General features: G+C 55.5%; 11 protein-coding genes. 4 read left to right on the top strand and 7 right to left on the bottom strand.

What is annotated here, in order from left to right; translation table 11 throughout:
- Positions 1–198: 198 nt before the first annotated feature.
- Entirely contained in the window at positions 199–999 is an 801-nt protein-coding gene (locus tag CGZ75_RS17520) for a hypothetical protein (RefSeq protein ID WP_089525517.1), read from the bottom strand.
- A gap of 421 nt (positions 1,000–1,420) precedes the next feature.
- On the opposite strand from CGZ75_RS17520, the gene CGZ75_RS17515 reads away from it, so the two are divergent.
- Entirely contained in the window at positions 1,421–2,542 is a 1,122-nt protein-coding gene (locus CGZ75_RS17515) for a S8 family peptidase (protein WP_425436519.1), read from the top strand.
- A gap of 34 nt (positions 2,543–2,576) precedes the next feature.
- Here CGZ75_RS17515 and argS read toward each other — a convergent pair whose 3' ends face one another.
- The 6 genes from argS to speE form a co-directional block, all read right to left on the bottom strand.
- On the bottom strand, positions 2,577–4,253 hold the full coding sequence (gene argS / locus CGZ75_RS17510; protein WP_089525516.1) for an arginine--tRNA ligase: 1,677 nt from the start codon (positions 4,251–4,253) through the stop codon (positions 2,577–2,579).
- Positions 4,250–4,723, bottom strand: a complete 474-nt coding sequence (locus CGZ75_RS17505) for a YwiB family protein (protein WP_089525515.1) — start codon at positions 4,721–4,723, stop codon at positions 4,250–4,252. Before CGZ75_RS17505 ends, argS begins: the two co-directional genes overlap by 4 nt.
- A 379-nt stretch (positions 4,724–5,102) precedes the next feature.
- A complete protein-coding gene (locus CGZ75_RS17500) occupies positions 5,103–5,753 on the bottom strand; it encodes a DNA-deoxyinosine glycosylase (protein WP_089525514.1) in 651 nt (216 codons plus the stop codon).
- Positions 5,687–5,950 (bottom strand): DUF7667 family protein, encoded by a 264-nt coding sequence (locus CGZ75_RS17495; protein WP_090780348.1) that lies wholly within the window; start codon positions 5,948–5,950, stop codon positions 5,687–5,689. Before CGZ75_RS17495 ends, CGZ75_RS17500 begins: the two co-directional genes overlap by 67 nt.
- A 166-nt stretch (positions 5,951–6,116) precedes the next feature.
- Positions 6,117–6,986, bottom strand: coding sequence for an agmatinase (gene speB, locus CGZ75_RS17490; protein ID WP_089525513.1), 870 nt, complete (start codon positions 6,984–6,986; stop codon positions 6,117–6,119).
- On the bottom strand, positions 6,986–7,813 hold the full coding sequence (gene speE / locus CGZ75_RS17485; protein ID WP_089525512.1) for a polyamine aminopropyltransferase: 828 nt from the start codon (positions 7,811–7,813) through the stop codon (positions 6,986–6,988). Before speE ends, speB begins: the two co-directional genes overlap by 1 nt.
- 425 nt (positions 7,814–8,238) lie before the next feature.
- On the opposite strand from speE, the gene CGZ75_RS17480 reads away from it, so the two are divergent.
- From CGZ75_RS17480 to CGZ75_RS17470, 3 genes are all read left to right on the top strand, one after another.
- Complete coding sequence (locus CGZ75_RS17480; RefSeq protein WP_245850902.1) at positions 8,239–10,518, top strand: transglycosylase domain-containing protein; 2,280 nt, start codon at positions 8,239–8,241, stop codon at positions 10,516–10,518.
- 99 nt (positions 10,519–10,617) lie between these two features.
- Positions 10,618–11,103: a phasin family protein gene (locus CGZ75_RS17475; protein ID WP_089525510.1), complete on the top strand. Its 486-nt coding sequence runs from the start codon at positions 10,618–10,620 to the stop codon at positions 11,101–11,103.
- Complete coding sequence (locus tag CGZ75_RS17470) at positions 11,100–12,824, top strand: ABC1 kinase family protein (RefSeq protein ID WP_176444900.1); 1,725 nt, start codon at positions 11,100–11,102, stop codon at positions 12,822–12,824. The genes CGZ75_RS17475 and CGZ75_RS17470 overlap by 4 nt, the downstream gene beginning before the upstream one ends.
- The last annotated feature ends 35 nt before the right edge of the window (positions 12,825–12,859 follow it).

The following is a 12,859-nucleotide window of genomic DNA, read 5'->3' as shown; positions in this document are numbered from 1 at the left end:
ACATCCTCTCGGATAATCATACGCAAGTAGTCTTCTTCCATCATGTCCACAGTCAACCTTTAGTAAAACCTATTTGACCCAAAAAATCAAGGCGGTATAGAGCCGTTGGCATGGTTCTGCGTGTGAACTGAAGCCGTCCCATAAAAAAAGGCGGCCTGCGCCATGCGCAAGACCGCGGCTAGCCAACTGAAAAATGAATCAGTTGGAGCTGTACCTATTACCATACTTAATCACTTCGCTATTATACTGTTCAAGTAATTTTGTGGCAGCCGCAAATTTAGCATTTGCAGCCTTGAAGCTCGTTTTCTTGTAGATGGCCGTTTTTGCTAGTTGGAATCCTTCAAGCTGTAGCTTAGATCCTTTTATCACTAGACTATGGATTTGTTTCAGTTCATCATTAGGAGCAACAACTAGTTTCGACATGCTTACAACTTTAGTGTAGTTAGGAATGATCGAATAAGTCAGAGTGTTGTAGAAAGACTTACGATTAGAGCTTGAAATGTTACCCAACTTCTCATAGGCACTTAATGCTTTTGTTTCGTAAGGCTCAATCGGTTCGAGCATGGAAACATACTCTTGAAGATCGAGAATTTCTTGAGGATACGCTTCTTCGTTCACTGATTCCTCTTCCGTAGTAGAATCCTCATCCTCATATAACTCACTTACGACATTCAAGCTAATCGTCTCATCCTTATATCCTTCAGCAGAGTAAGTGACTTCAACCTGACCTTCTCCCACTGCTTCCACAACCAGCTCTCCAGCATCACCATTCCAAGTATGTTCCAGGATGGAGCTGTCTGAAATGAGTATTCGAAGATCATTCATAGACTTTCCTTTCAGAGACTCAAATTCGATCTGAACTATATCACCAACTTGGATATCTTCAGGAAGAGAAGTGTACGAGTACTCTTCCGATAGGAACTTGTCCGACGCTGCGAAAACAGTTGCAGGCAACATGATCATGATTGCCATAAACATCAAAACTACCTTCTGCTTCATTGCTTGTGTAACCCCTTTATTGTTTTATTAATAAACTGTGCGATACAACCTAATTTTCCATATTCATACAAGTGGATTTAATGTAACTCGGAATAGGGACAGCTTCATGTTAATTAATTTCAAAAAACGGGCCTTTTGTCCTAACCCCATCCTTCTAGGCTTGTCCACTCCTACATATGGATCCCCTTTACTCGGTAAAAGGGAAGAACGAAGGGCCTCCCCTTCGCTCCTGACTGTATCCTTCCGCGAGAGCGCTGGCCCCCCGGCTTGCAAGAGCCCTTCGACTCTTGATCCATTGTATGAAGACTGGCGGGCGATTGACACGAGTCGCGGCCCAAATTGTTTTAAAACGGGCAGGTGGCTCTATCGGGCAGCGGCAGACTGCTCATACATTATCCAAGCATTGTCCGTCAGGAGGGACATCAACTTGGATCAACTGCTCCGCTGGCTGCGCGACATCCCTGCCTCCGCGGGCGTTCCGACAAAGCGGTTTATGCTTTCTTTCCGACGCCCCGACGAATATCATTCTTTCCTCCATGCCTGCGAGGGAACTTCACCTGCCCTGGAGCTGACTCCGATACCGCTCATCCAATCGCTTAGCTTGCTGCTGCCCAAGAAGGCGGAGCTGCCTCCGCTTCCCGAAGGGATTACCGTTGAAAAAGACAGCTTGATTTATATGAACGCGGCCGGATTGCCTAAAGCTATGCCTGAAAAAGGGCTGCCCTGGGGCGTTCAGCAAATCCGGGCTCCTCTGGCATGGAACCGCACCACAGGTCATCGCATCAAAATCGGTGTCATCGATACGGGTATCGATCATTCTCATCCCGATCTAAAATCATCGCTCGGGCGTGGCATCAATCTCGTCGACCGCACTCAGCTTCCCCATGATGACAACGGCCACGGAACCCATATCGCCGGAACGATTGCTGCTGCAAATCAGCCCACCGGCATGATCGGGGTCGCTCCACGGTCCATCGTTTATGCCGTCAAAGCGTTCGATCAGAACGGCAGCGCCTTCGTGTCCGACATTATCCTCGGCATTGAATGGTGCGTCCGAAGCGGCATGAATATTATCAACATGAGCTTCGGTATGAAATCACGCAGTAAATCGCTGCATACCGCCTGTATCAACGCCACCAACGCCGGAGTCATCATCATCGCCTCTTCCGGTAATGACGGCAGGCGCCGTTCCATCGATTATCCCGCGCGCTATCCGCAAACGATTTCTGTTGGGGCGACGAATCGGATGCGCCGCATCGCTTCCTTCAGCAACCGTGGGCCTTATATCGACATCTATGCTCCAGGCGACCACATCCATTCCGCCTGGCTGAAAGGCAAGTACCATGAAATGAGTGGCACATCGATGGCTACTTCCCATGTGAGCGGTGCAGTCGCCTTGCTGCTCGCGCATCAGCCCGGCCTCGGACCGGCTGAGATCAAGGTGATTCTGAAGCGCTCCATGGTACCGCTACGAGGAGCTAAAGACAAACTCGCGCCAGGCGAGCTGGATGTGCCCAAAATGATGAAAGCCGCCGAAGCTTAGGCTTCAGCGGCTTTCTTTTGGACTAAGGAATGGGCTACATACGATCAGGCGCAGAGACACCGATCAGGCGTAGCGTATTAGCGATGACGGTACGAACAGCGTCCAGCAGAGCCAGCCGGGCCTGCGTTTGAGCCGCATCCTCGGTAATGGCGCGCTCCGCACGATAGTAGCTGTGCAGCTGGGAAGCCAGCTCATACACATAGCGGACCAGGCGATGCGGCGCATGCTGCTCCGCCGACTGGCGGATTTCCTGCGGGAATTCAGCCAGCTTGAGCATCAGGTCATATTCATGCTCCGAGGTCAGGCGAGGCAACTCTACCTGGTCCAGCGACAGCAAAGCGACGCCTTGCTCTTGGGCTTGGCGCAAAATGCTGCAGATGCGGGCATGAGCGTACTGGACATAGTAGACCGGATTCTCATTGGAGGTGGACACGGCCAAATCCATGTCGAAGTCCAAATGTGAATCCATGCTGCGCATGGTGAAGAAGTAGCGGATTGCATCTACGCCAACTTCGTCCATCAAATCTTCCATCGTGACGGCTTTGCCCGTACGCTTGGACATTTTGACCTTCTCGCCATTTTGGAACAGGCTGACCATTTGGGCAATCAATACAACCAGCTTATTAGGATCGTTACCGAGTGCTTCCATAGCGGCCTTCATGCGCGGAATATAGCCATGGTGGTCAGCGCCCCAAATGTTAATCATCGTGTCGTAGCCACGGCCATACTTGTCGCGGTGGTAAGCTACGTCTGGCGTCAAATACGTGTAGGAGCCGTCATTTTTGATGAGGACGCGGTTTTTGTCGTCGCCGTAAGCGGTCGTGTTGAGCCAAGTCGCGCCTTCCTCTTCATAGACCTGCCCCTTCTCGCGCAATGCGTCCAAGGCTTGTGTCACGAGGCCTTTTTCATACAGGGAGGTCTCACTGTACCAAAGATCAAACGGAACGCGGAAACGCTCCAGGTCGCGCTTGATCTTGCCGAGTTCACGCTCCAAACCGTACGCCTTGAAAAAGGCAAAACGCTCCTCGTCGGTCATGGCGAGCAGAGTATCTCCACGCTCCGCCGACAACTCCCGCGCAAACCCGATAATATCCTCGCCGTGGTAGCCATCCTCGGGAAGCTCCGCCTGTTGGCCGAGTTGCTGGCGGTAGCGGGCCTCGATTGACTTGGCAAGGTTGTTCACCTGCGCGCCCGCATCATTGATGTAGTACTCCCGTGTCACTTCATTACCAGCAAAATCAAGCACATTGCACAGCGCATCGCCGACTGCGGCTCCACGGGCATGGCCAAGATGCAGGTTGCCAGTTGGATTGGCGCTGACGAACTCGATTTCGACGCGTTTGCCGGTGCTTTCGGCGCGGCCGTAGTTCTCACCTGCCAACTGAACCTGGCCGATGACCGGGTACAGATAAGCTCGATCCAGGCGGAAGTTAATGAAGCCCGGGCCGGCGATATCTGCCGACAGGATGGAGGCTTTGTTGTGGTCCAAATGTTCCAAAATCGCCTCGGCGATTTGGCGCGGATTTTTGCGGGCGAGCTTGGTCAGCTGCATCGCGGCGTTGGTCGCCAGGTCGCCATGTGACTTGTCCCGCGGCACCTCCAGTACGAATTCAGGCAGATCCTCGCGGGCTGCCAGACCTGCGGCGACTACCGCATCGGCGATTCCCTCGCGGATCGTTGTGTATACTTGCTCAAGTACGTTCTGACTCATGATTGGTTAGCCTCCTGTATCGTAAGCCGCAATTGAAAGCGGCCGCTTAACTGATCTTCCATACGCAATCGGTACGTCCATCCGAGCGTCAGCGGCAATAGGCCTTCGTCGCTCGCCATTGTCACCGACAAATCCTCCGTCTCCGTTACTAGCGGAAACGAAAGATGCGCCGAGTTGTACCGCCCTCCGCGCGCCTGTCCGGCCGCGAAGGTCTGATCCGACTCCACTCCGCCTCTGCGGGTGAGCGTTAGCTCCTCCCCGTTCCAGCGGATCATCGTGCGCACCGAGCCGTGCAGCTCGTCCTGCTCCTCATAGCGGATGTATAGCGTCCGACCTTTGGGAATCAATACCCCAACATGCTTCACGACAGGGGCTGGCTGCCCGTCCTGCGTGCTGCTCACGGTGATGGTTACCTCGCGCCTGCCGTCGCCTTGCGGCGGGCTTGGAGCCTCTTCATTCCACTGTTCCATGTTAAATCCGCAACCTCTCCGCCCCAATGGCCGGCGTCATGCATCTTTATCTCCATAACTATATACAGGATAGCTCTAAGTTTCAATCAACTACGCCGACTTCGTTCCTTGTATAAGGCTCCATAATAACGCCCCACAACTAACTTTGATTCTAACGGACCTCACAAACCTTTTTTGATCAAAATTCAGGCATTGGAAGGGGTAAAGGACCTCTCAAGCCTTATTCCTGGGATACCTTCCTATATGATGTACGGAATCCAAAAACAGCAAAAGCCGTCCGGCTGTGGGTACAGTCAGACGGCACGCGCTCTCTGTAGATCAGAGTATGTTCTCGTTCCCATGTTGGATCAAGCCCCATTAAAAGTAGTTCCCGCCCCACCTAGAGCCCGGCAGAGCCGCGCAGATATGGCTTCAAGCGGATCCATTCCGCCAGTCGATCCTCTAACGTACGCATAGCCGGTGTAGGAATCGGGCTCGTGGAAGGCATCCGCAGAAGTTCCAAGCCCGCCAAATCGGGATGGTTTTTGAAGTGTTTTTGATACGTCGCAAAGGACTTCGTCCCATTAAACACAAGTGCACGCAGGGACGGATACGCCTGCACCAGCCCCACCAAATCATTGGGCACGGCATCCCGAATATTCATGTCCAAGCTGCCCGGGCGCACGCAGGAGTTGATCATATCCCACATACCGACGCCGATGCTCGCTGCATATGCCAGTCGATCTTCATAACCCTCATCCGGCACTCGGCCCGATAGAGCATAGAGGATGCGCCACATATAGTTACGATCATTAGCGTAATAACGCTGTTCCTGCAGCGACTTTACGCCGGGCATGCTGCCCAGTACAAGCACGGTCGCCCCGGGCTGAACAAGCGGCGGAAAAGAATAAACCTTATCCTCGTCCAGCTTAACCCCTCCTTGGCGGCAAATGAGAGCAGAGCCGACAGATCTAGGGGCTCCGGCTATACCTGGCCGTTTTTGCCGCGGAAGGCGGGTGGCGTCCCGTCGAGCTTCTCGATTTTGCCGCATATTTCGTGATGCCACTCTGTATCGTCCGTCATGGACGCCAGCAGAGACATATTGTACAAATTGGCCAGACGCCTGCAATGGGAGGCGTTCACCGCCAGACAATGCTCAAAGTCCGCTTGCTCCTCAACGTTAAGCGGACGGCGTTCGCGGATGGTCCACAGCTCCGCCAAATGCTCGTGAATCGGCAGCAACCCCATAGCGCTCATGCACCTCCTTGTATTCTATCAGCCAGTATGGCCAAAGAAATAGAGGTCCAAGCAAAGCAGGCGAAAAAAATCCCCACCCTTCTCTCCAAAGGGAGAGAAGAGACGGGGACTTGCAGACAACGAGCTCGCGGCTCCAAATAGCCGGGCTGAATTTTGCTTACTTAATGAAGCCGAGCAGCATTTCGCGGATGACTTTGGCAGCGACAATCTGCGTCTGCTCCGTTGGGTCATAGGCTGGCGCTACCTCCACGAGGTCACAGCCGACAACGTTCACGCCGGAACGCGCGATCGCGTGAACCGCGTCGATCAGTTCCTTGCTCGTGATGCCGCCTGCTTCCGCCGTGCCGGTGCCCGGCGCAGCGGAAGGGTCGAGAACATCGATGTCGATCGTCAGGTAGACGGGACGACCTTCCAGCTCTGGCAGAACCTTTTTCAAAGGCTCAAGTACTTCGAACGGATGGAAGTTGATATTCTCGCGGGCAAATTGCCACTCCTCACGAGAGCCGGAACGGATACCGAACTGGTAAATGTTCTGGCCGCCCATCAGACCAGCCGCCTTGCGCAGCGGCGTGGAGTGGGACAATGGCTCACCTTCGTACGACTCGCGCAGATCGGCGTGAGCATCAAAGTGGATGATCGCGAGATCCGGGTATTTCTTGTAAACCTCCTGGAAAATCGGCCAGCTAACGAGATGCTCGCCGCCGAGACCGACTGGCATTTTGTCATCAGCCAGCACGCCGGCTACGAACTCGCCGATGATGTCCAGCGAACGGGCAGCATTGCCGAATGGCAGCAGCAGATCGCCGGCATCGAAGTACTCGATGTCCTCAAGGCTGCGGTCCAGGTAAGGGCTATACTCCTCCAGGCCGATCGATACCTCGCGGATTCGAGGCGGCCCAAAGCGGGAGCCGGGACGGAAGCTCACGGTGAAGTCCATCGGCATGCCGTAAATGACGGCACGCGATGCTTCATAATTCTCGGAGCTCAGGATGAAAACGTTGCCGGAGTATTTTTGGTCAATTTTCATTATTTCACCAGATCCTCGACGAACTTAGGCAGCACGAATGCAGCCTTGTGCAGGCGCGGCGTGTAGTACTTCGTCTCGCGCTCTGGAATCGCCGTCTCATCAACTTGGAGCGGATCATATTTTTTGGAACCCATCGTGAATGTCCAAAGACCGGACGGATAGGTTGGTACATTAGCCCAGAATACACGTACGATCGGGAAAACTTCCTTAACATCGCGGTTAACGCTGGTGATCAGGTCAGCTTTGAACCAAGGGTTGTCCGTTTGAGCAACGAACAGGCCGTCTTCCTTCAACGCCTCGTAGATACCTTGGTAGAAGCCGCGCGTGAACAGGTTGGCTGCAGGGCCGACCGGCTCAGTGGAGTCGACCATGATAACGTCGTAGACGTTTTTGTGGTCATGGATATGCATGAAGCCGTCGTTCACATGCACTTCGACGCGCGCGTCGTCGAGGCCGGATGCGATGTTCGGCAGATATTTCTTGGAATATTCGATAACCTTGCCGTCGATGTCGACGAGCACGGCGCGTTTTACTTTAGGATGTTTGAGGATTTCACGGATAACGCCACCGTCGCCGCCGCCCACAACGAGCACTTGCTCCGGGTTCGGATGCGTATTGAGCGCCGGATGAGCAACCATCTCATGGTAAACGAACTCGTCCTTGTCAGTCGTCATGACCATGCCGTCGAGCACGAGCATCGTGCCAAACTCCTCGGTTTCGATCATGGCGAGCTGTTGGAAATCCGTTTGCTCGTTGACGTAGGTTTCCTTGATTTTAGCAGTGATGCCATACGACTCGGTTTGTTTCTCTGTGTACCATAATTCCATAGTAAAAGTCCCTTCTTTCTTCTTCAAGTTGGGGACGGGAGGCCCGTCCATCGGAGGACCGCCCCGGCCTGCCGGCCGGCCCGAGCGGCACGCACCCGCCGTCCTTGGACGGCGGGCGTGCGCGGCGGAGCAGCAAGAATCTATATCAGGTTCATATATTCAAGCGCGAGAACTCGAAGCGCAGGGATGCCTGCAAAAGGCTCTTACGCATCCATTCCTCCCATTCGAAAGGCGATTCGACAAAAGTAGCTTTTGTCGGACTGGCCCCCTTAAGGTCGACGGTTCAACCTGTATTATAGTCAAATACCCCCCTCAACACAAACCTTTCCTCCTTGTTTTACAGCACTTTAAAGACGGCCGTATAACAGCCCCTCCCAATATCCATACTATGGAAAATAATGTCGAATCCTCGGGAGGAAACACTCGTGAACAAACGTTCATCCCCACGCCGCAAATCGGCCCTGGAGTCTCTATTTCGCCCGCTGGCGGCACTGCTGAAAACGTTGCGGGCCAAGCTCCGCGGTCGGCGGCCGTCCAGCTCAATCCGTAACAAGAATATACCAGGCGCCAATGAGCGACCCTTGGGTGAGTTGGTTAGCTCGCCAGCCAGCAAGAGGAGTCCAACAGCAGGGGAATGGGCCATCCGCTTCCCACGCGTCCGCAGCCTACTCCGTCTTGCGGCGCTGCTGGCGGGAACGACTTTATCCCTGCTGCTGCTCGGTCTCAGTGTCCTACTGCTGACACTGCGCCTGCAGTCGCTTCCCGCTACGTCTGCTGCGCAGGTATCGCAAATCTATGACGCCTCAGGCAATCTTCTGGACTCGTTCCATGCCGGCCAAAGCCGGGAAAGCGTGCCGCTACAACGCATCTCCCCTTACCTCATCGACGCAACGCTCGCGATCGAGGATCGGCGCTTTTACGAGCATAATGGCTTTGATCTACGCAGCATGGCGCGGGCAGCGCTCGTCAATCTGGAGAGTGGCCGAGCGCGCCAGGGAGCCAGTACGATTACCCAGCAGCTTGCCCGCAACTTGTACCTGACCCATGAGCGCACCTGGAAACGCAAAATCAAGGAAGCCGCCTACACCGCCCAGCTCGAAATGAATTTGAGCAAAGAGGAGATTCTGGGGCAGTATTTCAACCAGATTTACTACGGGCATGGAGCTTACGGCATCGAGAAGGCGGCGAAAATGTATTACAGTAAACACGCCTCCGAGCTGACGCTGGCTGAGAGCGCCATGTTAGCCGGCGTGCCTAAAGGGCCGAAATATTACTCGCCTTATATGAATATGGAAAATGCCGTTCACCGGCAGCGGCTCATTCTTGCTGCGATGCAGGAAGCGGGAACGATTACGCCGGAGCAAGCGGCGGCCGCCAAAGCCGAGAAGCTTGAGCTGAAGACGCTGCAGCCGGCTGGATCAGACGGAGGCGCGCCTTATTTTCGCGATTATGTACGGCAAACAGCAGTTGATGAGCTTGGACTGGACGAGCATCTGATCAGCGAGGGCGGCGTTCGCATCTACACTACGCTCGATCCTGCCATGCAGCAGGCGGCTGAGGCTGCCATGCAGGACGCCCTTCCCTCAAGCTCCGAGCAACAGGCGGCGCTTGTCGCCATCGAGCCGGAGACCGGATATATCCGGGCTATGGTCGGGGGGCGAGATTATCGCAAAGGGCCGTTCAACCGAGCGCTCGCTCGTCGGCAGCCCGGCTCTTCGTTCAAGCCAGTTCTCTATTTGACCGCGCTGCAGAGCGGCATGACCGCCGTGACGCCGTTCACCAGCGCACCGACGATTTTCACCTATGATGGCGGCCGTAAAACGTATTCCCCGCGCAACTACCGCGATCATTACGCTGGTGGAGATATTACAATGCGCGACGCCATTGCCAGCTCCGACAACACCTACGCGGTCAACACCATCATGCGTATTGGAGCGAATAAGGTTGTCGCCACCGCACGGCAGCTCGGCCTGGATGGCGATATGCAGCCGCTGCCCTCTCTGGCGCTGGGCACTTATCCTGCCAGCCCGCTTGAGATGGCCTCGGCCTTCAGCGCGCTAGCCGCAGGTGGCGTACGCGCCGAACCAACCGCGATTTTGCGCGTCGAAGACAGCAAAGGCGAGGTGCTTTACCGCTCCGAGCCGCGCTTGTCGCGTGTCGCCGACGCTGCCCATGCCTATGTGCTGACAAGCCTCATGGAGAGCGTGTTCGAGAACGGCGGCACCGGCAGCCGCGTCTCAGCCATGATCCACCGTCCTGTCGCCGGAAAAACCGGTACGACGGCTGACGACGCCTGGCTCGTCGGTTATACGCCGGACCTGGCGACGGCGGTATGGACCGGATACGATAAGGGCCGCCAACTGACAACGGCGGAGTCGCACCGTGCGGCGCCTATTTTCGCCGCTTTTACGGAGCATGCGCTTACCGGCCGACCGGCGCGGCCGTTCACGGTGCCGGACGGCATCGTCAGCGTGGCGGTCGATCCCGCCAGCGGACTGCGCTACGGCCCTGGCTGCAGTGGCTGGCGCATGGAGCTGTTCGTCGCTGGAACGGAGCCGATCGGCTCCTGCGACGGCAGCAAGGCCGGAACGGCCGACGCCGCTGACACTGCGCCAGCGGAAGGAGCAAGCTCTGCCTCGCCCGCCGCTAATGAGAGCAAGGGCAGCGGATGGCTGAAGGGCCTGTCCCGCTGGCTGCGGCACTGAACCAGCACTGGATGATTAACCCAGCACACTGAAGTATAATGAAGAAGTATAGGCATAGATGTTAGCTTGCGACTATGAGAAGAAGGCAGGTGTCAATTCATGAAAGACCTCTTGAACAAAGCGTTTTCCCTCGGACTTGGTCTGGCCGCTTCCACGAGAGAGCAGGCAGAGAAGCTCGCGCAGGAGCTGTCATCCAGAAGCGACATGAGCAAGGCCGATTCACAGCAGTTTGTCAGCAACATGATTTCACGGGGACAGGAAGCCCGCAGCAGCATGGAGACATTTATCCGTGAGCGGGTCAAGGACATTGCTGATGAGCTGCAACTCGTTCATCGCGGCGAGCTCAACAGGCTAGAATCGCGCATCGCGGAGCTAGAATCCCGGCTCGGCCTCTCGTCCGAATATGCAGCCGCCGCCGTTCCTACTGACGCTCAGCTCGATAATGGAGCCTATGAGGGTACCGGCAAAGCCGGCCCTGACGTGCCGCTAGTCGCCCACCCCGAGACGCCTCGGCATGAAACAACGGAAGGAGCCGAGCTGTACCGGACGGATTCCAGCGAGTCACAGCACGGCAAGGGAGAATGAAGCTCGGACGCCAGCTGCGCCATTTGCAGCGCTATCGCGAGATCGCGCTTGCCTTTGCACGCAATGGCTTTGGTTATTTCGTCCGGGAGCTTGGCCTGATGAAGCTCATCCCCCACTGGCGCAGCGTGGAGAGCCGGCATCATAGCGAGGTGCGTACGACCGGAGAACGCCTCCGGTCTTTTTTGCAAGAGCTGGGTCCGACCTTCGTCAAGCTTGGCCAAATCGCCAGCACCCGGCATGACATTTTCCCTCCGGATATCATTGCCGAGTTGCAAAAACTTCAGGACAAAGTCCCACCAGTTCCGTTCGATGAAATCAAACGAGTGCTTGAGGAAGAGCTGGGAGCACCGCTGGAATCGGTCTACCGCGACTTCCGCAAGGAGGCTGTTGCCGCGGCTTCTATTGGCCAGGTACACTACGCGCGGCTGCGTTCCGGGGAGGAAGTCGCCGTCAAAGTGCAGCGTCCTGGCATCCGTAAAACAGTGGAGACCGATCTGGAAATTCTACGCAACCTGGCCCGAATAGCGGAGCATCGACTGCACTGGGCCAAGCAGTATGGCGCGGTCGAGCTTGTGGAGGAGCTTAGCTCGTCTCTGACGGCCGAGCTAGATTATACGCTGGAGGGACGAAGCGCCGAGCGGATCGCGTCCCATTTCACCGATCGTTCAAACGTGCATATTCCATCAATCTGGTGGGATCTATCGACCCGGCGTGTGCTCACGATGGAGTTCATGCATGGCATACAGTTGCATGACGTGCAGGCTCTAGAGCAAGCTGGCTACGATTTAACGGAGATCGCCGAAGCGGTGGCAAACCTCATTTTGGAGCAAGTATTTATTTCCGGGCATTTTCACGCTGATCCCCATCCTGGCAATGTACTGGTCATGCCCCAGGCCTCAGGCAGCAAGCATCGCGACTCGGAAGCCGTTTCAAGTCCCACTCCGGTCATCGGGCTGCTCGATTTCGGCATGACGGGTCGGCTAACGCCAGGCCTGAAAGGCCATTTCGCCTCACTGATCATCGCGCTGCGCCGTCAGAGCACGGACGGTGTGATTAAAGCGATCGAGGCAATGGGCCTGATCCCGGACTCCGTCGACTGGCAGGAGCTGCGGCGCGATGTCGATCATCTCCGCGAAAAGTATTACCAAGTACCATTTAGTGATATCAGCCTGGGAGAAGCAGTGACCGACTTATTCCATGTCTCTTACCACCACCGAATTCGCATGCCAGCCGACTTCATGCTGCTCGGCAAAGCTTTGCTGACGCTCGAAGGCGTCATCACCTCGCTTGATCCAGAATTCAGCGTTGTAGCTGTGGCGGAGCCCTTTGGCAAAAAGCTTTTCCTAGAACGGTTGAAACCGGACAGGCTAGCGGAATCAGCCGCTAACTACGCCGCTGAATATGTAGATTTGCTCGCAGATTTGCCCTCCCGGCTGCGAAGTTTTGGCCGATTGCTGGCTCGCGGCAAGCTGCCGCTTGAGTTGTCGGTCCGGGATGTGGACCGCATGATGCAAAAGCTCGACCGCATCAGCGGACGGCTCAGCTTCAGCATCGTGCTGCTCAGCTTCAGCATCATCATGGCCGGCCTCGTCATCGGCTCGTCCGTTGGACGACAGCCCGGATTGCTCTCCCGTTTTCCCGTACTAGAAATCGGCTTCACGATTGCCGCCGTTATGTTTTTGTATATGATTGTATCCATCTTTCGCTCCGGCAAAAAATAAGGCATAGTCCCGTGGTTACCCACGTGGATCATGCC

The organism is Paenibacillus herberti (genome assembly GCF_002233675.1).
Taxonomy (GTDB): Bacteria; Bacillota; Bacilli; order Paenibacillales; family Paenibacillaceae; genus Paenibacillus_O; species Paenibacillus_O herberti.
This window is presented reverse-complemented; position numbering and strand designations above follow the sequence as displayed.